Source organism: Lentzea alba (assembly GCF_047445655.1).
Lineage (GTDB): Bacteria > Actinomycetota > Actinomycetes > Mycobacteriales > Pseudonocardiaceae > Lentzea > Lentzea alba_A.
Window position 1 is genome coordinate 248,915 of the sequence record NZ_JAJAEG010000007.1, and the last position, 20,455, is coordinate 269,369.

Annotated in this window: 18 protein-coding genes; 6 read left to right on the forward strand and 12 right to left on the reverse strand. The window is 67.7% G+C overall.

Annotated elements, in window-relative coordinates; all coding sequences use genetic code 11:
• The first annotated feature begins 52 nt into the window (after positions 1-52).
• Positions 53-2,698 carry a glycosyl hydrolase 2 galactose-binding domain-containing protein gene (locus LFM09_RS14010; protein ID WP_414096836.1) on the forward strand — a complete coding sequence of 882 codons (2,646 nt, stop codon included), beginning with the start codon at positions 53-55 and terminating at the stop codon, positions 2,696-2,698.
• Here LFM09_RS14010 and LFM09_RS14015 read toward each other — a convergent pair.
• From LFM09_RS14015 to LFM09_RS14025, 3 genes are read right to left on the reverse strand one after another with little or no spacing between them, the layout of a single operon-like run.
• Positions 2,695-4,488 carry a glycoside hydrolase family 15 protein gene (locus LFM09_RS14015; RefSeq protein WP_414096837.1) on the reverse strand — a complete coding sequence of 598 codons (1,794 nt, stop codon included), beginning with the start codon at positions 4,486-4,488 and terminating at the stop codon, positions 2,695-2,697. The genes LFM09_RS14010 and LFM09_RS14015 overlap by 4 nt on opposite strands.
• A gap of 20 nt (positions 4,489-4,508) precedes the next feature.
• Positions 4,509-6,674: a putative bifunctional diguanylate cyclase/phosphodiesterase gene (locus LFM09_RS14020; RefSeq protein WP_414096838.1), complete on the reverse strand. Its 2,166-nt coding sequence runs from the start codon at positions 6,672-6,674 to the stop codon at positions 4,509-4,511.
• A 60-nt stretch (positions 6,675-6,734) separates the two neighbouring features.
• Positions 6,735-7,547: an SAM-dependent methyltransferase gene (locus LFM09_RS14025; protein WP_414096839.1), complete on the reverse strand. Its 813-nt coding sequence runs from the start codon at positions 7,545-7,547 to the stop codon at positions 6,735-6,737.
• A gap of 71 nt (positions 7,548-7,618) precedes the next feature.
• Here LFM09_RS14025 and LFM09_RS14030 point away from each other — a divergent pair, with 71 nt between their 5' ends.
• Positions 7,619-8,503, forward strand: coding sequence for a pentapeptide repeat-containing protein (locus LFM09_RS14030; protein ID WP_414096840.1), 885 nt, complete (start codon positions 7,619-7,621; stop codon positions 8,501-8,503).
• Between the two features lie 860 nt (positions 8,504-9,363).
• Here LFM09_RS14030 and LFM09_RS14035 read toward each other — a convergent pair.
• Positions 9,364-10,251 (reverse strand): LysR family transcriptional regulator, encoded by an 888-nt coding sequence (locus LFM09_RS14035; protein ID WP_414096841.1) that lies wholly within the window; start codon positions 10,249-10,251, stop codon positions 9,364-9,366.
• Positions 10,252-10,329: 78 nt separating this feature from the next.
• Here LFM09_RS14035 and LFM09_RS14040 point away from each other — a divergent pair, with 78 nt between their 5' ends.
• Positions 10,330-11,169 carry an aldo/keto reductase gene (locus LFM09_RS14040; RefSeq protein WP_414096842.1) on the forward strand — a complete coding sequence of 280 codons (840 nt, stop codon included), beginning with the start codon at positions 10,330-10,332 and terminating at the stop codon, positions 11,167-11,169.
• 42 nt (positions 11,170-11,211) lie between these two features.
• Positions 11,212-12,003, forward strand: a complete 792-nt coding sequence (locus tag LFM09_RS14045) for a lysozyme (protein WP_414096843.1) — start codon at positions 11,212-11,214, stop codon at positions 12,001-12,003.
• A gap of 42 nt (positions 12,004-12,045) precedes the next feature.
• Here the strand turns inward: LFM09_RS14045 and purL are convergent, their stop codons facing one another.
• The 5 genes from purL to LFM09_RS14070 form a co-directional block, all read right to left on the reverse strand.
• The gene (gene purL, locus LFM09_RS14050) at positions 12,046-14,301 is read right to left on the reverse strand and encodes a phosphoribosylformylglycinamidine synthase subunit PurL (protein WP_414096844.1); all 2,256 of its coding nucleotides are present in this window, start codon (positions 14,299-14,301) and stop codon (positions 12,046-12,048) included.
• A complete protein-coding gene (purQ, locus tag LFM09_RS14055; RefSeq protein WP_414096845.1) occupies positions 14,298-14,969 on the reverse strand; it encodes a phosphoribosylformylglycinamidine synthase subunit PurQ in 672 nt (223 codons plus the stop codon). Before purQ ends, purL begins: the two co-directional genes overlap by 4 nt.
• Positions 14,966-15,205, reverse strand: a complete 240-nt coding sequence (gene purS / locus LFM09_RS14060; protein ID WP_030465889.1) for a phosphoribosylformylglycinamidine synthase subunit PurS — start codon at positions 15,203-15,205, stop codon at positions 14,966-14,968. The genes purQ and purS overlap by 4 nt, the downstream gene beginning before the upstream one ends.
• Positions 15,206-15,437: 232 nt before the next feature.
• Positions 15,438-15,677 (reverse strand): hypothetical protein, encoded by a 240-nt coding sequence (locus tag LFM09_RS14065; RefSeq protein ID WP_414096846.1) that lies wholly within the window; start codon positions 15,675-15,677, stop codon positions 15,438-15,440.
• Positions 15,678-15,700: 23 nt separating this feature from the next.
• A complete protein-coding gene (locus LFM09_RS14070) occupies positions 15,701-15,976 on the reverse strand; it encodes a hypothetical protein (protein ID WP_414096847.1) in 276 nt (91 codons plus the stop codon).
• 115 nt (positions 15,977-16,091) lie between these two features.
• Here LFM09_RS14070 and LFM09_RS14075 point away from each other — a divergent pair, with 115 nt between their 5' ends.
• Positions 16,092-17,072, forward strand: coding sequence for an NAD-dependent epimerase/dehydratase family protein (locus LFM09_RS14075; RefSeq protein ID WP_414096848.1), 981 nt, complete (start codon positions 16,092-16,094; stop codon positions 17,070-17,072).
• Here LFM09_RS14075 and LFM09_RS14080 read toward each other — a convergent pair.
• Positions 17,056-18,189: a trypsin-like serine peptidase gene (locus LFM09_RS14080; RefSeq protein WP_414096849.1), complete on the reverse strand. Its 1,134-nt coding sequence runs from the start codon at positions 18,187-18,189 to the stop codon at positions 17,056-17,058. The two genes, LFM09_RS14075 and LFM09_RS14080, sit on opposite strands and share 17 nt — an antisense overlap.
• A gap of 66 nt (positions 18,190-18,255) precedes the next feature.
• Between LFM09_RS14080 and LFM09_RS14085 the strand changes: the two genes are divergently transcribed.
• A complete protein-coding gene (locus tag LFM09_RS14085) occupies positions 18,256-18,879 on the forward strand; it encodes an MBL fold metallo-hydrolase (protein WP_414096850.1) in 624 nt (207 codons plus the stop codon).
• On the opposite strand, the gene LFM09_RS14090 is transcribed toward LFM09_RS14085, so the two are convergent.
• Both LFM09_RS14090 and LFM09_RS14095 read right to left on the reverse strand, forming a co-directional pair.
• Positions 18,842-19,492 (reverse strand): DUF2334 domain-containing protein, encoded by a 651-nt coding sequence (locus LFM09_RS14090; RefSeq protein ID WP_414096851.1) that lies wholly within the window; start codon positions 19,490-19,492, stop codon positions 18,842-18,844. The two genes, LFM09_RS14085 and LFM09_RS14090, sit on opposite strands and share 38 nt — an antisense overlap.
• A gap of 50 nt (positions 19,493-19,542) precedes the next feature.
• Positions 19,543-20,418: a phosphoribosylaminoimidazolesuccinocarboxamide synthase gene (locus LFM09_RS14095; protein ID WP_414096852.1), complete on the reverse strand. Its 876-nt coding sequence runs from the start codon at positions 20,416-20,418 to the stop codon at positions 19,543-19,545.
• Between the last annotated feature and the right edge of the window lie 37 nt (positions 20,419-20,455).

Consider the following 20,455-nt stretch of genomic DNA (forward strand, 5'->3'; position numbering starts at 1 on the left):
ACCTTCTTTACGATACCCCGAGCGCCGCCGCCCCGATGCGTCGAGGAGCGACATGCTGCGCAACCGACCACTACCAACACTGGTCGTGGCGGCGATGGGCCTGGCCTTGCTCGTACCAGGCACCACGGCCAACGCGGGCCCCGTGCCCGGCACGGGAGCGGCGCTGAAGGTGGCCGCCAGCCCAGGAACCGCCTCCACCGTCCCCGACTGGCGCATGCAGAGCAGCGCCAAGGCCACCCAGGCCGGTGACGTGATCTCCGGACCGACCTATTCGGACTCCGGCTGGATGACAGTGCCCGCCAGGTCCACCGTGATGGCCGGCCTGGTCGCCAACAACAAGTACCCGGACGTCCGCTACTCCGAGAACATGAAGCAGGTCAACGCCAACGACTTCAAGGTCGGCTGGTGGTACCGCAAGGTGTTCACCGCGGACCCGCAGCCGGGCGTGAACACGTTCCTCAAGCTCAAGGGCGGCATCATCGCCCGCGGCGAGATCTGGTTGAACGGCAAGAAGGTCGCCGGCACGGACAAGGTCGTCGGCGCGTACCCGACGCACGAGTTCGACGTGACCTCGTTGCTGCGCAAGGGCGACAACGCGATCGCGATCAAGGCGTCGCCGTCCGACCCGCAGAACGAGCTGCTGATCCACTTCATCGACTGGGCGCAGCTGCCGCCCGACCGCAACCAGGGCATCTTCCGCGACGTCTCGTTCGAGCCGAGCGGCCCGGTGTCGCTGCGCAACCTGCGCGTCGACTCCGACCTGCCGTTGCCGAACCTGAACAGCGCGAAGATCACCACGAAGGTCGACGCGCGCAACAACACCGCGCAGGCGGTCAACGCGGAGGTCACCGCGACCGTCGCAGGTCAGGTGTTCAAGCAGCAGGTGCAGCTGAACGCGAACCAGACCAAGACCGTCACGTTCTCCCAGGACCTGCAGAACCCGCAGGTCTGGTGGCCGTTCCAGATGGGCGCGCAACCGCTCTACCTGGCCACGCTCGCGGCGAACGTCGGTACCACCGAGTCGGACACGGCGAAGACGACCTTCGGCGTCCGCGAGGTCACGTCCAGCATCCGCGGCAGCGGCCGGCAGTTCACCATCAACGGCAAGCCGTTCCTGGTCCGCGGCGGAGGCTGGGCGTCGGACCTGTTCCTGCGCACCGACGTCCGCTACATCGAGGACCAGCTCGACCTGGTCAAGGCGATGGGCATGAACACCATCCGCCTCGAGGGCAAGCCGGAGAACGACGAGCTGTACGACATGGCCGACCGCAAGGGCATCATGCTGCTGACCGGCTGGGAGTGCTGCTCGAAGTGGGAGAAGTACAGCTCGTTCGACGCGGAGGACAACCGCGTCGCCGGTGAGTCCGCGGAGAGCGAGGCCAAGCGCATCCGCAACCACCCGAGCATGATCGGCTTCATGATCGGCTCCGACGCCGCCCCCGGCGCGGGCCTGGAGAAGATCTACCTCGACGCCCTGAAGCGCGCCGAGTGGAACCTGCCGGTCATCTCGTCGGCGAAGAACATCAGCTCGCCGCAGCTCGGCAACCCCGGCATGAAGATGGACGGCCCCTACTGGTGGGAGCCGCCGGTCTACTGGTTCAACAAGCAGAAGGGCGGCGCGGCCGGGTTCGCGTCCGAGATCGGTCCCGGCGCGACCATCCCGGAGATGGACGAGCTGAAGAAGTTCCTGTCCTCCGGTGAGATCAACAAGCTGACCGACTACAACGCGACGCAGTACCACCTGTCGCCGTCGGGCACGTTCAACAAGCTCACCTTCTGGGGCACCGCGCTCGACAACCGCTACGGCAAGCCCACCAACGTCGAGGACCTCGTCCGCAAGGCGCAGCTCGCGAACTACGAGACGAACCGCTCGCAGTTCGAGGCCTTCGGCGACAACTTCAACGACTCCAGCAACCCGTCGACGGGCGTCATCTACTGGATGCTCAACAACGCGTGGCCGACGCTGTACTGGCACCTGTACGACTACTACCTCGCCACGGCGGGTTCGTACTTCGGTGCCAAGGCCGGCCTGCGCCCGTTGCACGCCCAGTACTCCTACGACGACAAGTCGCTGGCCGTCATGAACACCGGCCTGGAGAACGTCAACGGGCTGAAGCTGCAGGTCACGTTGTTCAACCTCGACGGCACCCAGAAGGCCGACGAGACGCGCAACGTGAACTCGACCGCCAACGGCCCCACCAAGGTCGGGTCGCTGCCGCAGCCTTCCGGCCTGTCCACGACGTACTTCGCCAGACTGCTGCTGAAGGACGCTGCGGGCAACGTGATCGACCGCAACGTCTACTGGTTGTCCACCAAGGCCGACACGCTGAACTACGGCGGTTCCACCTGGTACCACACGCCGCAGTCCGGTTACGCGGATCTCAAGGGGCTCAACACCTTGAAGCCCGGCACGGTGTCCTCCACCGTGTCGACCGCGCCGGTCGGTGACGACAAGCAGGTCACCACGGTGACGTTGAAGAACACCGGCAGCACGGTGGCGTTCTTCGTGCGGGCGTCGTTGCGCAAGGGCCAGGGCGGCGCCGAGGTGCTGCCGACGCAGTGGAGCGACAACTACGTGACGCTGTGGCCTGGCGAGACCCTCACGCTCAAGGCCGAGTACCGGAGCTCGTCGATCGGCAGTGCGACGCCGGTCGTGGAGATCTCCGGCCACAACGTGGCGAAGAAGTCCTTCAGCTAGAGGTAGCGCTTAACGACAACGGATGGTCGCTCGACCGGCGTTCCCCGGTCGAGCGACCACGCCAGTCGCACGTACTGCGCGTGCGTCCAGGCGAGCGGGGTGGCCGAGGTGGTTCCTCGGCCGTCCCACACCTGTTCCGGGAGCATGAGACCGGTGTTCGCGGTGGCGGCGATCTCACGCAAACGCTTGGCGGCACTGGACTTGTCGCCCGTCAACAGCTCGTACTCGCCGCGTTCGCCGGTCAGCAACGGCCACAGCCGTCCGTAGGTGCGCGTCGGTGTCGGCCAGTTGATGCCCCACGGCCTGCCGTCGGCGGTCTCGCCGTAACCGTCCTGCGTGAACCGGTGCCAGTAACCCTGTTCCTTCAGCTGCCGGTCGACCACGGCGACGGTGTTGCGGATGACGGGGTCGTCGGCCCGCTTCACGCCGAGCCGCACCAGTTCCAGGAAGCTCGGGTCCACGACGGCACGCTGGTCGATGTCGGTCGGGTTGTTGTCACCGAGGTTGTACTTCGTGCCCTGGTCGGGCTGTCCGTCCTTGGTGAGCCGCAGGTAGTACGGCTTCGGCGAGTACGGTCCGGTGCTCGTCGCGGTCCAGCCCTCCACCTTCCGCTGCCACTCGTCGGCTGCGCTGAGGTACCGGTCGGCGTTCTCCCCGTTGCGCTGCAACAGGTCCGCAAAGCACACGAGCCCGGCGATCACCGATGCGATCGTGGCCGGCGAGTAGCCGTTCTGGTTCTCCCACCGCTCCTGCTCGCTGAACGGGGAGTTCGGGTAGTCGAGCAGGTAGTCGGCCGAGCGGCGCAGTGCGTCCACTGTGGACTTGTCTTGGCGGCCCAGGTTCCAGGCGAGCAGGAGCGGCGCTGCTGTCTGGTCGAGCTGGACCTTGGTCCACACCGGCGTGCCGTCGACCCGCGTGTTCTGCGGCAGGTGGCCGTCCGGCTGCTGTTGCCGGCGCAGCATGAAGTCCAGCGAGCGGGACGCGAACCCGCGATCTCCGGCAGCGATCATCGCGGTGGACACGTGGTAGAGGTCGCGGGGCCAGACCAGCGCGTACGGGCCGAGTTCCGGCGCGAGCTCGCGGTCGAACCCGAACGCCCACGGGAAGCTCGGCGACGCGATCGACGCGCCGGGGTTGCGCTTGTCCTCGGTCGCCGCGAGCACCATCACGGACATGTCGTAGAGCCGCCGGTCCGCGGACTTCGGCCTGCGCAGGCCGTCCAGGTACGCGTGCCAGCCCTGCGCGTACTCCCGCGCCACCGCACGGAAACCCCGGCCCAGAGCCGCCTGCGCGACGCCCTCACCGAAGCCGACCGCGAACGTGCCGTGCGCATGACGCACCGGCTCCGTCGGCAACGTGCTGACCACCGAACTGGAGCCCTTCATCGGCACGTGCTCGACCGACAGCCGCACCGGTCGCTGAGCCGTCAGAGCCACGTCCGCGAGCACAGCGGCGCGCCGCGGATCGGTGACGTAGGTGATCTCTGCCTGCCAGCCGTCGCCGCGCAGCCGTTGCCGGAACGTCAGCGACCTGTCGTCGGCCGGTTCGGTCCTCGCCTGGCCTGGCTCTCCGTCGACGAGCAGGCGCGTCTCACGGGTCGCGGGCGTGCTCAGGTCCGGGTGGAAGATCTCGGAAAGCCCCTGGTGGCCGAGGGTGAACCACACCGCGCTCGCCGTCGAACGAGCCGTGCCGAAAGCCTGTTTGTCGGCCGGCAGCGGAACGACATCGGCCGCGCGGGCGATCGGGGTCATCACGACGAGGAGGAGCACCACCAGGGCCAAGTACTTCATGGCCTGGGGAGTTCCCCGACCTAGAGATCACCACGCAGGAGACTGTCGATGTTCTCCGGCGGCCCCGGCCGCGCGAAGAACCAGCCCTGCCCCGTGTCACATCCGAGCCGCAGCAACCGGGCTGCCTGCGCCGGCGTCTCCACGCCCTCGGCCGTGACGCCCAACGACAACGCGTGCGCGAGTTGGACGAGAGTCGCGACGATCTGCGAGTCGACCGGGTCTTCCTCGTTCTCCGCCCGCAGCCCCTCCATGAACGAGCCGGCGATCTTCAGCTCGTGCACGGGCAGGTGCTTGAGGTAGGCGAGGTTCGAGTAGCCGGTGCCGAAGTCGTCGATCGCGATGCGCACACCCATGTCGCACAACGCCCGCAGCGCCTCCAGCGGCTCGTCCGCGGTGCCCATGATCGCCGACTCGGTCAGCTCCAGCTGCAGGTGGTGCGGGGGCAGGGCGCACTCGTCGAGGATTCGCTTCACGTCGCGGACCAGTTCGGGGTCGCGGGACTGGCGCACGGCCAGGTTCACCGAGACGAACGGGGCCGCGTCACCGAACTCGACCAACCAGCGGCGGGCTTCCTCGCAGGCCTTGCGCAGCACCCACCGTCCTAACGGGACGATGAGGCCGGTCTCCTCGGCCAGCTCGATGAACCTGTCCGGGGCGAGGCGGCCGAACTCCGGGTGCTGCCAGCGGACCAGAGCCTCGACGCCGGTGACCGTGGAGTCCTCCAGGCGCACCAGAGGCTGGTACTCGACGTAGAACTCGCCGCGTTCCAACGCGCGTGGCATCGTCGCGGAGAGGGTGAACCTGGCGACCTCGCGGGCGTTGCGCTCCGGGTCGTACAACGCCCAGCGCGCCTTGCCGTCCGCCTTCGCCCAGTACAGCGTGATGTCCGCGTCTCGCATGAGATCCGCGGACGTGGTGCCGGAGAGCTGACGTTCGACGATGCCGATGGACGCCGAGACCGACAGCTCGTGGCCGGCGATGCGGATCGGCGCCTCCAGCTCGGTCAGCACCCGGTCCGCGACATCCACGATGTCCTGCTCGCCGGTCGAGCCCTCGACCAGGATCACGAACTCGTCGCCGCCCATGCGCGCGACCAGCTTGCCCTCGCCGGAGACCGAGTGGTCCAACCGACGCCCGACCTCGACCAGCAGCTGGTCGCCGACGTCGTGGCCGAGGGAGTCGTTGATGACCTTGAAGCCGTCCAGGTCCAGGTAGCAGAGGCCGGCCCGCTGGTGCTTGCCGCGGTTGTTGAAGACGCGGCCGAGCCGTTCGAGGAACAGCGCGCGGTTCGGCAGGCCGGTCAGCGGGTCGTGCAGCGCCTGGTAGCGCAGGCGGTTCTGCAGCAGGTGGCGGTCGGTGACGTCCTCGATCATCGCCACCTGGTACTGCGGCTCGCCGTGGTCGTCGCGGACCAGCGACAACGTCAGGTGCGTCCACACCTGCTCGCCGTCGGCGCGGTGGAAGCGCTTCTCGGCGCGGTAGTGGTCGCACTCTCCTGCGATGAGCTGGTCGTAGAGGCGCCACACGCTGCCCGCGTCCTCGGGGTGCATGAGGTCGCGCACGTTGTACTGGCGCATCTCCTCGACGCTGAAGCCGAGCATGTCCTGCAGCGCCTGGTTGACGTCCAGTATCCGGCCGTCGATGTCCGCGATGCCGATGCCGATCGCGGCCTCGGTGAACATCGCGCGGAACCTGGCCTCCGACGCGCGCAGCATCGCCTCGGCCTGGTCGCGGGCGTCCAGCACGGCGGCCCTGATGGCCTCCTGCTCGGCGAGCGTGCGTTCACGCAGCGCACGGGCGTAGCCGGCGGCCAGCGCGCCCTGCAGGGCAGCGAGGCGGGACACCAGCCGTTCGTCGCCGCCGCGGCCCAGTTCGGACAGCAGGTCGTCGCCGAGGAGCTGGATCGTGCGGCCGAGGGTGTCCGTGCCGGTGAAGTGCGCGTCGACCAGCCGCGAGCCGATCTCGTAGCCGGGGGCGGTGCGGAACGGGCTCGCGAACAGCGCCTCGACCAGCATCTCGGTGAGGTCCTGCAGGTGCTGGGCGACCTCGGCACGGGTCATCGGGACGTAACTGGACCCGATCACGGCCGTGGCCCAGCTACGCGCGAACGCCTCGGCACCGGCCAAAACGGCCGGGTCCAAAGGAGAGCGGTCGTCACGCACCCGGTGGTCAACCCGTTCGGTCATCTGCTCGGCCCTAACGCCACGAACGCGCAGCATACGGGCGGTCGCCGTGTGCAGTCACCTCTACGCCTTCCGGCCTACCGCGCCGAAGCCCGGAAACGGCGTTCCGGCGTCGTCCAGGTCGTCCGGTGACTCCGGGTGCCAGGCGGGCAACCGCACGACACCCGGTTCGACCAGCGCGAATCCCTCGAACAGCTTGGTGAACTCGACCTTGTTGCGGTACGTCATCGGGGTGACGTTGCGGTCGTAGTTGGCCCGTGCGGCCCGGTACGAACCCGTCTCCTCCTCCGCCTCGTAACCGGCGTGGGAGACGACGAGGAAGCTCCCGGGAGCGAGACGGTCGCGGTAGCCGCCGATGATGCCCACCGGCTTCTCGTCGTCGGACACGAAGTGCAGCAGCGCGATCATCAGCACCCCGACCGGCTCGTCGAAGTCCAGCTGCTCGGCGACCTCGGCCGAGTCCAGCACCGACTCCGGGTCGCGCACGTCGGCCTGCAGCACGCTGACCCGCTCGTTGCCGTTGAGCAACGCCCGGCTGTGCGCGACGGCGACCGGGTCCATGTCGACGTAGACGATCTTCGAGTTCGGGTCGGCGGTCTGCGCGATCTCGTGGACGTTGCCGACGGTCGGGATGCCGGAGCCGAGGTCGAGGAACTGCCGGACGCCCCTGCCGAGCAGGTACCGGACGGCCCTGCGCAGGAACGCGCGGTGGTTCAGCACGATGTTGCGCAGCTCGGGCAGGTACTCGAGCGTCTTCTGCGCGACGGCCCGGTCGGCGGCGAAGTTGTGGGCTCCGCCCAGCCAGTAGTCGTACACGCGCGCGACGCTCGGCCGTTCCAGGTCGATGTCTCCCGGCGCCCAGTTCGGCCGCTCCACTCGCTCACCCCTCCGCGTTCGGACCAGTTCCCGCCCATCATGCACCCGCCGCTTGGCAGAATGCCGACCTCGTGAGGAAAAGTTTGCTCTTGCCGACCGTGCTGGCCTCGATCGGAGTGTTCCTGCTGGTCGGGGGCGCGTTGCTGCTCCTCGACCCCCGCGCGCCGAAACACGAGGCCATCAAGACGGGCGGTCTCGCCGGTGGCGCGGTCGTCGCGCTCTACGCGTTGTGGCTCAACGACCGGCGGCGCAAGGTCGAGGAGGCCCGCCAGGAGCTCGAAGGGCAGCGCATCGAGCACGACAGGTCCCGCGTGGCCGACGAACGGTTCGCGCGCGCCGTGGAGCTGCTCGGGCACGACGCGGCCCAGGTGCGGGTGGGCGCGATGCACGCGCTCGCGGGCCTCGCGAAGTCCCGGCCGGAGTACACGCAGACCATCCTCGACATCCTCTGCGCCTACCTGCGCCGACCGTTCCGGCGTGCCGAGGAGGACCTGGACTTCGACGCGGAGCAGAACGAGATCGAACTGGAGGTCCGGCTGACCTCGCAACGGCTGATCGAGGACCTGTTGCCGCGCTTCGAGGAGAAGGACCCGGTCAAGTACGACCTGAACCTCACGAAGGCTTACCTGCACTACATGGACCTGTCCTACCGGCACGTCGGCGACCTGGTCATGCGGGTCGCGCACCTCAACGAGGCCAACGCGTTCCACCACATGGTGATCCACGGCGACGCGTACCTCACCGAGATCGAGGTGACCGGCCGGTTCTACATGCACCACACGGAGTTCCGCCGCAAGGCCTGGTTCAGCCGGTTCAGGGCACGCGGGCTCGCGGTGTTCACGGACTCGAAGTTCCTGGGCGAGACCAAGTTCAAGAACTCGGAGTGGGCGGACGTGAAGGCCGACGGCTGTACGTTCGCGGTGGAAGCCGAGCTGCCTGAGGCGTGGAGGAACTGAGCGTGAAGTGGCTGCTCGCGGTCGTGATGGCCGCATTCGTCACCGCCGGGACCGCGGTGCTCCTGTGGGCGTTCAAGGCGCCCGCTGTGGAGATCGTGAAGACCGCCGGTGTCGCGGGTGGTGCCGTCGTCGCGCTCTACGCGTTGTGGCTCAACGACCGCAAGCACTGGCTGGAGAGCGAGAAGGTCGCCGACGAACGGTTCGCACGCTCGGTCGAGATGCTCGGCAACGAAGCCGACCAGGTGCGCGTGGGTGCGATGCACTCGTTGGTGTGGCTGGCGAACTCCACGCCGCGCTACAAGCAGACCGTGATCGACGTCCTGTGCGCCTACCTGCGCAGGCCGTTCCACCACCCGTCGTGGGACAAGAACGCCGCCGACCCGGACACGGTGTTCGTCAGGGTGAAGCCGGAAGACCAGCAGGAGCAACAGGTCCGGCGCACGGCCCAGCGGCTGCTGCGCGACCTGCTGTCGTGGGGCAACGCCAAGAAGGAGTACTACGACCTCGACCTGACCGGGGCGGCACTCGAGTACTTCCGGCTGGACGGCCGCCGGATTCACCGCTTCACCGCGCGCCGCGCCCAGTTCTACGGCATCACGACGCTCCGCGAGATCGAGGTCAAGAAGCCGACCCTGTTCTCCGGCGCGACCTTCCACGGGCGGCTCGGCATGGAGGAGGCCAAGTTCCACGGCGGGCTCGCGTTCACCGAGGTGACGTTCAACAGCACCAAGAAGGTCGACTTCCGCGCGGCCGAGGTCGGCACGTTCCTCGCGCTCGTGGAGCCACCGCCCAGGATTCAGGTGGGATCGCTGAACGTGTTGCCGGGCACGGCGATGCGCGACCCGTACGACGGCTGGCAACTAACCGGCGACACGCAGCCGCCCCGACCTCGCCTCCAGGACGAGGGCGAAGAGAACCCCAGCGGCAGCGCTGACGGTGTGGCCCGTGACGACGACGGTCTCGGCAACGGGCGCGTCCCCGCGAAGGCCGACGAAGTGCGCCCTGGTGGGCTTGACGGCGAAGGACTGCGGAACGAGAGCAACCCCGAGACCGAACCCGACGAAGTCAAGAAGTGAGTGCACGTCGTTGACCTCGACGGCGACCCGCCGTTCGACACCGGCGAGTGCCCTGTCGACCTCGTCGCGAGTGCCCCAGTCGACGTTGAAGTCGACGAACGCCTGACCGGCCAGTTCGGACAGCTCGACGGACTCCCTGGTCGCGAACGGGCTTTCCGGCGCGCACGCGAGCACCAGCGGTTCACTGGCCAAAGTGGACACCCGCAGGTCGTCGGCCATCTTCGGCTGCCGCGTGACGAACGCGAGGTCGAGCCGGCCCGCGCGGACCTCCTCGACCAGCTCGGCGTTGCCCGACTGGCGCATCCGGATCTCCACGCCGGGGTGCAGCTCGTGGAACCGCGCCAGCACCGCGGGCAGGTGCACCACGTGCAGGCACTGCAGGCTGCCGACGGACAACGTGCCGCGCAGCAACCCCTGCACCGCGGCGACCGCGTCCCTGGCCGACTCGACGCTGCTCAAAGCTCTGCGCGCCTCGGGCAGCAACGCGCGGCCGGCCTGAGTCAGCTCGACCTGGCGGGTGGTGCGCAGGAACAGCGGCGCGCCCAGCTCGACCTCCAGTGCGCGGATCGACGCCGACAGGCCCGACTGGGAGACGTGCATCCGGCGCGCGGCCCGCGTGAAGTGGCACTCGTCGGCGACCGCGAGGAAGTGCTCGAGCTGTCTGAGTTCCACGATTCATCACCCGCAGTGCTCAATGAGATCACTTCTTTGCGTTGGACAGCTTAATGCAGAGGGTCCAGAGTGGTAGTCATGCAGAAGCGTCGTATCGGAGAAGTCGAGGTCAGCGCCATCGGACTGGGCGGCATGCCCATCTCGGTCCAGGGGCGGCCCGACCGCGCCCAGGCAATCCAGACCATCCACGCCGCGCTCGACGCCGGCGTGACGTTCATCGACACCGCCGACGCCTACTCGCTCGACGACAGCGACTTCGGGCACAACGAGGAGCTGATCGCCGAAGGCATCCGCGGCAGGTCGGAAGAGGTGTTCGTGGCGACCAAGGGCGGCCACACCCGCGTGGCGGGAGGTGGCTGGGACCTCGACGGACGCCCGGAGTACCTGCTCAAGGCTGTCGACGGCTCGTTGCGGCGGCTCGGCGTCGACCAGATCTTCCTGTACCAGTTCCACCGGCCGGACCCGAAGACGCCCATCGCGGAGTCGGTCGGCGCGCTGAAGGAACTGCTGGACAACGGCAAGATCCGCTACGCAGGTGTCTCGAACTTCAACCCGGACGAGATCGTCCTGGCCAACGAGATCCTGGGCGGACGGCTCACGGCCGTGCAGAACCAGTTCTCGCCGTTGTTCCGGTCGAGCGAGCCGGAGTTGGAGCTGTGCGACAAGCTCGGCATCGCGTTCCTGCCGTGGAGCCCGTTCGGTGGCATCGGCAAGGCGGGCGCGTTGGCCGGTCCGTTCAAGGAGGTCGGTGACGCGCACGGCGTCAGCGCGCACCAGGTCTGTCTCGCGTGGATGTTGGCGAAGTCCGAAGTGGTAGTCCCCATTCCGGGTGCTTCTCGACCGGCGAGCATCCAGGATTCCGCCGCGGCCACCCACCTGGAGTTGACCAGCGAGGAGTTGACCCGCCTGGACGGGTGACCCCGGTGGCCGATTAGGACAAATGGTCGGACGATCTAGTCCATGCGGACCTTGATCAGCATCGTGGCGATCGTCGCCGGCATGTCGCCGGCCCCCGCGTCCGCGGCGCCCTTGCCCGAGGGCTCCGCGGACCACGTCGCGGGGTCTCAGATCCTCAAGCACGAAGGCACAGGTGACCTGCGAACAGCGGGGTCACCGCCGACCGAGGGCAAAGTCCCCGGCATGGACGTCAGCAGTCACCAGGGCGACGTCGACTGGAAGTCCTCTTGGGACAAGGGCGCGCGGTTCGCCTACGTGAAGGCGACCGAGGGCACGCACTACCGGAACCCCAAGTTCACCCAGCAGTACAACGGTTCCTACAACATCGGCATGATCCGCGGCGCCTACCACTTCGCGCTGCCGGACCGTTCCGACGGTGTGGCGCAGGCGAACTTCTTCGTCAACAACGGCGGGGGCTGGTCGCCCGACGGCAAGACGCTGCCGCCGGCGTTGGACATGGAGTACAACCCGTACGGCGAGACTTGCTACAACATGAGCCAGGCCGCGATGACGACGTGGGTGAAGGCGTTCAGCGACAGGGTCTTCCACCTCACCAAACGGCATCCGACGATCTACACGTCCACGAGCTGGTGGAACAAGTGCGTCGGCGGCTCGGTGAAGTTCGGCGACAACAACCCGCTGTGGGTCGCGCACTACAACTCGAAGCTCGGGCCGTTGCCGATGGGCTTCGAGTTCCACACGATCTGGCAGTGGCAGGCAGCCGGGCTCTTCCCCGGCGACCAGAACCTGTTCAACGGCAGGTTCGAACAGCTGCAGCGCATCGCCTCCAGCTGAAAAAGGCCCCGTCACTGACGGGGCCCTTCTCGCCTGCGTTGCTCAGTCGAACAGAGCCGGGAGGGTGCCCTCCCAGGCCTCGCGGAGCTCGTCGAGCGGGAGCTGACCGAGGTCCTGGATCTCCAGCGCGTTCGACTCCGGGTCGACGACGCCGACCTTGCGCCACGGCAGAGCGCGCGCGGTGCACATGTCGGTGAAGCGCTGCTCCTCAGTGCGCGGCACGGCGACCAGGACTCGGCCGGCGGACTCGCTGAACAGCTCGGTGAACAGGTCGCCCTCGAGGAAGACCCGCGCACCCGTCTCGCCGATCAGGCACGTCTCGACCAGCGCCTGGGCCAGACCGCCCTCGGCCAGGTCGTGCGCGGCGGAGACCATGCCGTCACGCGAACCCGCGACGAGGACCTCGCCGAGCAGCTTCTCGCGCTGCAGATCGGCCTTCGGCGGCAGACCACCGAGGTGCCCGTGGACGTGGTGCGCCCACTCCGACCCGCCGAACTCCGGACGCGTCTCGCCGAGCAGCAGCAGCGTCTCGCCGGCCTCGGCCCCGATCCCGGTGGGGATGCGGCGCCGCACGTCGTCGATCACGCCCAGCACGCCCACGACCGGCGTCGGCAGGATCGCCGTGGAGCCGGTCTGGTTGTAGAAGCTGACGTTGCCGCCGGTCACCGGGATGCCCAGCTCCACGCAGCCGTCCGCGAGGCCCTTCACGGCCTGCTCGAACTGCCACATGACCGCCGGGTCCTCCGGCGAGCCGAAGTTGAGGCAGTTCGTGACGGCGACGGGCGTGGCACCGGTGGCGCTGACGTTGCGGTACGCCTCGGCCAGCGCCAGCTTCGCGCCCTCGTACGGGTCGAGCTTGGTGTAGCGGCCGTTGCAGTCCGTCGAGAGAGCGACACCGCGGTGCGTCTCCTCGTCGATCTGGATCATGCCGCCGTCGCTCGGCTGCGCCAGCACGGTGTTGCCGCGGACGTACCGGTCGTACTGCTGCGTGACCCACCGCTTGGAGGCCAGGTTGGGGCTGGCCGCCATGGTCTTGATCAGTTCGAGGACGTTCTCAGGCCTCGGGAGGCTGTCCGGCGTGTTCGCCTGCAGCTCGTCCTGGTCCGCCGGGCGCTGAATCGGCCTGTTGTAGACCGGGCCCTCGTGGGCGACGGTGCGCGGCGGCACGTCCACGACGACCTCGTCGTGGTACGTGATGACCAGGCGGTCGCCGTCCGTCACCTCACCGATCTCGGTGGCGATGACGTCCCACTTCTTGCAGACCTCCATGAACGCCTCGACGTTCGCGGGCTCGACGACCGCGCACATGCGTTCCTGGGACTCGCTGGAGAGGATCTCGGCCGGGGTCATACCCGTGGCCCGCAGCGGCACGCGGTCGAGCCAGACGTGCATGCCGCCGTCACCAGCGGACGCCAGCTCGCTCGTCGCGCAGGACAGGCCTGCACCGCCGAGGTCCTGGATGCCGACGACGATGCCCTTCTCGAAGAGCTCCAGGGAGCACTCGATCAGCACCTTCTCGGTGAACGGGTCGCCGACCTGCACCGACGGCAGCTTCTTGCGCTTGCCGGCGCTGTCGTCGAACGTCTCGCTCGCGAGAACCGACACGCCGCCGATGCCGTCGAGGCCGGTGCGCGCGCCGTAGAGGATGACCTTGTTGCCGGTGCCACTGGCGTGCGCGAGGTGCAGGTCCTCGACCCGCATCGTGCCGACGCACAGGGCGTTGACCAGCGGGTTTCCCTGGTACGACTCGTCGAAGACGACCTCGCCACCGATGTTCGGCAGGCCGAGGCAGTTCCCGTAGCCGCCGACGCCCGCGACGATGCCGGGGAGCACCCGGCGCGTGTCTGCGGCGTCAGGCTTGCCGAAGCGCAGCGGGTCCATGACCGCGAGCGGACGGGCACCCATGGCGAGGATGTCGCGCACGATGCCGCCGACACCCGTGGCCGCGCCCTGGTAGGGCTCGACGTACGACGGGTGGTTGTGGCTCTCGACCTTGAACGTGACCGCCCAGCCGTCACCGATGTCGACGACGCCGGCGTTCTCGCCGATGCCCGCGAGCATCTTCGACTTCATCTCGTCGGTCGTGGTCTCACCGAAGTACTTCAGGTGCACCTTGGACGACTTGTAGGAGCAGTGCTCGCTCCACATGACCGAGTACATCGCGAGCTCGGCGTCCGTGGGGCGGCGGCCGAGGATCTCCTTGATGCGCGCGTACTCGTCGTCCTTCAGGCCCAGCTCCTTGTAGGGCTGCTCCTGGTCGGGCGTGCTTTCCGCGTTCTTCACGGTGTCGATGCTCATGCCTTCACCACCGAGTCGAGCAGGGAGAGGAACATGCCCAGGCCGTCATCGGTAGGGCCGGTGAGCGCGTCGATGGCGTGCTCGGGGTGCGGCATGAGGCCGACGACGTTGCCCTTGGCGTTGGTGATGCCCGCGATGTTGTTGCGGCTGCCGTTCGGGTTCTCGCCGACGTACCGGAAGACGATCCTGTTGTTGTCTTCCAGTTCCTTGAGGGTGTCCTCGTTGGCCTGGTAGCCGCCCTCGCCGGACTTCAGCGGCACGAGGATCTCCGCGCCTTCGTCGTACCTGGTGGTCCATGCGGTCGTGTTGTTCTCGACCTTGAGCCACTGGTCGCGGCACACGAAGTGCAGCTTGTGGTTGCGGACGAGCGCACCCGGCAGCAGGTGGGCCTCGGCGAGGATCTGGAAGCCGTTGCAGATGCCGAGAACGGGCATCCCCTTGTTCGCGGCCTCGATCACTTCCTGCATGACCGGCGCGAACCGCGCGATGGCGCCGCACCGCAGGTAGTCGCCGTACGAGAACCCACCGGGAACGATGACCGCGTCAACGCCCTTCAGGTCGTGGTCGCCGTGCCACAACGGCACGGCCTCGCCATCGGCGTACCTGACGGCCCGCTGCGCATCGACGTCGTCGAGCGTGCCGGGGAAGGTGATGACACCGACCCTCATGCCTCGACCCTGCGCACGGTCCAGTCCTCGATCACGGGGTTCGCGAGGAAGGTCTCAGCGATCTTGGCGAGCGTGGCGTCGTCGACGTCGTCGGCGACCTCCAGCTCGAAGTGCTTGCCCTGGCGGACGGCGGTGATGCCGTCGAAACCAAGACGCGGCAGCGCGTTCGCCACCGCCTGGCCTTGGGGGTCGAGAATTTCGGGCTTCGGCATGACGTCGACGACGACTCGGGCCACGACAGACTGCTCCCGGGTTTGAGGGGGCTGGCGGTACTCCGGGAGCCTACCTGACCTGGGTGTTCATCAACTCGACAGGTGTTCGGAGGCACATCTTCACCGGGTTTCACCATCGGGTGAACGACCTTGCCCTCGCGACGCTGTTTGGTAATCTTGTGTCAGCTCCGGCCCGTAAGCCGGGGAAGTGAGCACGGTGCCCGTCCGGACGGTCGGCCGCCGTGCTTCGCGCTTTCTAGGGCAATCGAGTGTCCACAACGTTGCCGATCAGCGGCCGAATCCGCCGCAGCCAGTCGCCACCCGCGCCGTAGCACCACGCCGCGATGTCCGCGATCCACAGCAACGGGTCGTTCTCGCTGGGCAAGTGCTCGTAGAACAAACCTGTGCCCCACGCGGACTTGCCGAGAGCGGTGCGAATGGTCAAGAGGTCGTGGTCGTCTCGGACTTCGCGACTGTCGAAGACCAACCGCGTCACGCCGATCTTCTGCATGTCATCGGTCAGTCTCGCGACACAGGTCTGCCTTGCCCGTTCTTCCCCCTCCTGCAGCACGCGAGATAGATGTCGACGTGCACCACTGCCGACGTCAGTGCGGACAAGATCTGTTTGCGGCGAGCCGGGGTCTCCTTCTTGAAATGCAGCTCACGCTGGTTCGGCATGCGCAGACCCATGAGCAGCTTGCGCAACTTGGTCAGCTGACCTGGCGACACCACGGCCACCCCCAGCAGGTACGTGTTGTTTCGCCGCGACTCGTCGACGAAGGCGTGCAGACTCACGAAACGTCCATCGGTCGGCCACAAACGAACCTGGAAGAAGTCCAACCGATCGAGCACGTTTCGCTGAACGGAGAACCGCTGGCAGAACCCGCGCCAGCGACGGATGCTGGAGATCATGAAGATCCTGGTGCTCGGCGGAACCGTGTTCCTCAGCAAGGCCATCACGGCGGAGGCCGTCCGCCGCGGCCACGACGTGGTGTGCGGCGCCCGAGGCGCCTCCGGTGGTGTGCCGGAAGGCGCCAAGCTGATCCCGATCGACAGAAACAAACCCGGAGCGTTCGACCAGCTCGCCGGGGAGCAGTTCGACTCGGTCATCGACGTGGCGAAGTACTCGGTGAACTGGGTGCGGGACGCGCTGGAGGCGTTCGGGCCGACCACGCCGCACTGGACGTTCGTGTCGAGCATCTCGGTCTACGCGGACCACTCGACGCTCAACAACGAGCTGCTCCCGCCGTTGGAGGACGACCCGCAGGCGGAGTTCACGTCCGAGCGGTACGGCAGCGTGAAGGTGGCCAGTGAGAACGCTGTCCGGGAGGCCGTGGCCGGGCGGGAGTTCATCGTCAGGGCCGGGCTCATCACCGGGCCCGGTGACCCCACCGACCGGTTCGGGTACTGGCCGGCGCGCCTGAGCCAGGGTGGGCGGGTTGTCGTTCCGGACAGCCCTGAGCTGGGGCTTCAGCACATCGACGTGCGGGATCTGGCGCAGTGGATCGTGTTCGCCGCCGAGGAGCGGGTCACGGGGACTTACGACGCGACCGGGCCGGCGATGCCGTTCCAGCTGGGCATCGGGGAGATCGCGGGGGCCACGGCGCCGGCTGGGACGCAGCTCGTGCCGGTGCCGGAGAGCGTTCTCGAGTCCTTGAACGTCAACCCGTGGTCCGGGCCGCGGTCGATTCCGCTGTGGCTGCCGCGTGACTGGTCGAAGATGACCGGGCGCGATGTCAGCCAGGCGTTGGCGAACGGACTCAAGATCCGGCCGCTCGCCGAGACCGCGCTCGACTCGTTGGAGTACGAGCGCGGCCTCGGCCTGGACAGGTCCCGCAAGGCGGGACTCACTCAGCAGGAAGAGCTGGAGATCCTTACAGCAGTGAGCTGATCTGCGCGGCCACGAGGTCGATGCGCACGCCCTGGTTCGGGCAGCCGCCGAAGTGGTGGAGCCCGATCACCTTGTGCGTGCGCCTCGACAGCACCGGTGAGCCGGACGAGCCGCCTTCGGTGTCGCACATGTAGCTGATGTCGGACTGCGACGAGCTGCCGTTGACCCGCACCGCGCGCACGATGCAGTAGCCGCCGCCGTTGTTGTTGTCGCGCAACGACAACTTCTTGAGCTTCCCGGCCGGGTGGCCGATGACGTACATCTCTTCACCAACGGCCGGAACGCGCGCGTCCAGTTCGAGGTAACCGAACGAGCTGATGGCCGCGAAGTTGTTCACGGTGAAGAGGGTGTAGTCCAGCCCGGCGTTGGTCTTGAGCACCTGGGCCGCCAGGACCTTGGTCGTGGGAGCCGACGTGGTGCCGCCGCAGGTCGGGCACTGGTAGTTGAACCACACCTCGATGCCCGCGGTGCTGGTGAAGCAGTGGTTGTTGGTCAGCAGGCGGTTGTTGGGGCCGACCCGCCAGGCGGTGCAGAGCGAGCTGCCGTTGCGCAGCAGCTTCGCGACGGACTTCGTGCGACCGAACTCGGTCGGGTTGCTGGACTGGTAGCAGACCGCGTCCTTGTAGTCGTTCGTGCCGCAGATGCTCTGCACGGACGGCTGCGAGGACATCTCGGCCTCGGTGTAGCCGCGCGTGATCTTGTCGATCCGCACGCGCGACAGCGGGTTCGTCACCGAGACGACCGCGCGTGAGCCCGTGATCGACATGGCCCAGAAGCCAGAAGAATCCGGAGTCGCGGTCAGAGAGGTCTTCAGATCCCGGTTGTACGTGTACTTCTCGGTGCCGTCAGGGTTCGACACCGTGAGCACGTCGCCGGGCAGGATCCGGAGATCGGTGAAGTGGATCTTCACGTACCCGGAGCCGGGCCGGTCGATCACGGTTGAAGGAGACTTTCCACCCACGCGGACCGAGAGCGCTTCCTCGGTGCCGATCTCCTGTGACTGAGCCGCCTGAGGCGCCTGAGCCTGAGCAGGTGTAGAGGTGGTGGTAGCAGGGACAAAGGACGTCATCGGCAGGGCGAGCGCCAGTGCCGTGAGGAGTTGCAGGGGTTTCCTCATGCCCTTTGATACTTCCGACGTCACCTGACCGTGTCAGCCCGCCAAACGTCGGTAATGGAGGCATCTGTGCAAGTTGTCCATTTCGGTCATGCCTGCGTACTTCTCACGACCGACAGCACGCGAATCCTCATCGACCCCGGCACGTTCTCCACGGGGTTCGAAGACCTGAAAGACCTGGATGCGGTGCTGATCACGCACCAGCACGCTGATCATCTCGACGTGGAGAAACTGCCCTCGCTCCTCGCCGCCAACCCACAGGCGCAGCTGATCGTCGACGAGGGCAGCGCCGACCAGACCGAAAATCCGACTGTCGCCCGGCCGGGTGACATCTTCAAGGTGGGCGACACGACCGTGAAGGTCGTCGGCGGCCACCACGCCGTGATCCATCAGGACATTCCGGTCATTCCGAACACGGGTTACGTGGTCGGCGACGGCGCGTTCTACCACCCCGGCGACTCGCTGTTCGTGCCGGACGAGGACGTCGACGTGCTCGGCCTGCCGACCGGCGCGCCGTGGATGCGCACCGGTGAGGCCGTCGACTTCCTGCGCGCGGTCAAGCCGCGGGTGGCCGTGCCGATCCACGAGAAGACGCTCGCGAACCCGCAGATGGCCTACCGGCTGTTCGAGATGCTCAAGCCGGAGACCAGCGAGGTCAGGCCGCTGCCTCCTGGCGAGGAGACGGCAGTTTGACGTACGTGGTCGGCGCTGCGTCGTGGGCGAGTGCGATGTCCACGGCGTCGAGCACGGCCTGCCGCGCACCGGGCCGGTGCAGGTCGCGGGCGTCGACGGTGATCCGGGTCAGCCCACCGCGCCGAGCAGAGCGAGCCGCCGAGTAGACCAGCGCCAACGACCGCAGCTCACCGAAGCTGCTGCGCTCGGTCAACGCGTGCAGGCGGCCCAGGATCGCGAGGCCGGTGCCGACGTCGCGGACGGCGTGCGCGTCGGCGCAGCGGTTGAACTTGTGCTTGGCCAGCGCGATCAACGTCCCGGGCGACGCCACACAACGACGAGGCGCGAACGTGTCGGCGTTGAGCCCGATGGCTTCCATCTGGACGCGCGCACCGGTGAGCAGCAGCCCCGCTTCGTAGGCGGGCAACCGCCGTTGGCCGAGACCGTGCAGCACGACGGCGTCACCGGCAGCGGCCCGCGCACGGACCCATTCCTGCGCCTTGCCGAGCTCGCGGGGCACCAAGAGCAGCGACAACGGCACGTTCCGCGGGTCGAGCGCCGCGGCGAGATCAGCGCATCGGTCGAGTGTCTGCGGACCGATGCCGGACAGAGAGACCACGAGCTGTGAGTGCACGTACTGAGTGCGCCATGCCGTGGTGACATCCGCGTGAAAGCGGAGCTAACTCACGCGAGCCAGTCAGCGAAAGACCGGCCAGTGAGCCGCTCGTACGCCTCGATGTACCTCTTTCGGGTGGCCTCGACGACGTCCGCGGGCAGCGCGGGCGGCGGCACGTCGCTCTTGCGGTCCCAGCCGGACGCGTCAGAGGTCAGCCAGTCCCGCACGTACTGCTTGTCGAACGACGGCTGCACACGACCCGGCTCGTAGCCCTCGGCCGGCCAGTACCGCGACGAGTCCGGCGTGAACACCTCGTCCGCCAGGATCAGCTCACCGGAGGCGTCCAACCCGAACTCGAACTTCGTGTCCGCCAGGATCAGGCCGCGCGACAACGCGTACGCGCGCGCCTCGCTGTACAGCTCGATCGTGCGGTCACGCAGCTTCGACGCCAGCTCGACTCCGTGCTTGGCCGCGATGACGTCGAACGACACGTTCTCGTCGTGCGCCCCGATCTCGGCCTTCGACGCGGGCGTGAAGATCGGCGGGTTCAGTTCGGACGCCTCGACCAGCCCGGCCGGCAGCTCGATCCCGCACACCGCACCGGTCGCCGTGTAGTCGGCCATGCCCGAGCCCGTCAGGTACCCGCGCGCCACGCACTCGACGTCGATCATCTCCAGCTTGCGCACCAGCAGCGCCCGGCCGCGGACCTCGGCGGGAATCCGCGGGTCGTCGTGGCTGACCAGGTGGTTCGGGGCGAGCCGCTCGAACCAGAACACGCTCATCGCGGTGAGCACACGCCCCTTGTCGGGGATCTCGGTGCTCAGGATGTGGTCGTAGGCCGAGATGCGGTCGGACGCGACGAACAGCAGCAGCTCGTCGTCGACGTCGTACAGATCGCGAACCTTGCCGCGGGCGACGTGCTGGTAGTCAGCGAGCGTTGGCACGCGGGTCAGCCTACGTGCCCGTCCGTTCCGGAAAACC

Coding starts and splice junctions, on each gene's coding strand:
- LFM09_RS14010 (WP_414096836.1), top strand. CDS start 53: ATGCTGCGCAACCGACCACTACCAACACTGGTCGTGGCGGCGATGGGC.
- LFM09_RS14015 (WP_414096837.1), bottom strand. CDS start 4,488: ATGAAGTACTTGGCCCTGGTGGTGCTCCTCCTCGTCGTGATGACCCCG.
- LFM09_RS14020 (WP_414096838.1), bottom strand. CDS start 6,674: ATGACCGAACGGGTTGACCACCGGGTGCGTGACGACCGCTCTCCTTTG.
- LFM09_RS14040 (WP_414096842.1), top strand. CDS start 10,330: ATGCAGAAGCGTCGTATCGGAGAAGTCGAGGTCAGCGCCATCGGACTG.
- LFM09_RS14045 (WP_414096843.1), top strand. CDS start 11,212: ATGCGGACCTTGATCAGCATCGTGGCGATCGTCGCCGGCATGTCGCCG.
- purL (WP_414096844.1), bottom strand. CDS start 14,301: ATGAGCATCGACACCGTGAAGAACGCGGAAAGCACGCCCGACCAGGAG.
- purQ (WP_414096845.1), bottom strand. CDS start 14,969: ATGAGGGTCGGTGTCATCACCTTCCCCGGCACGCTCGACGACGTCGAT.
- LFM09_RS14075 (WP_414096848.1), top strand. CDS start 16,092: ATGAAGATCCTGGTGCTCGGCGGAACCGTGTTCCTCAGCAAGGCCATC.
- LFM09_RS14080 (WP_414096849.1), bottom strand. CDS start 18,189: ATGAGGAAACCCCTGCAACTCCTCACGGCACTGGCGCTCGCCCTGCCG.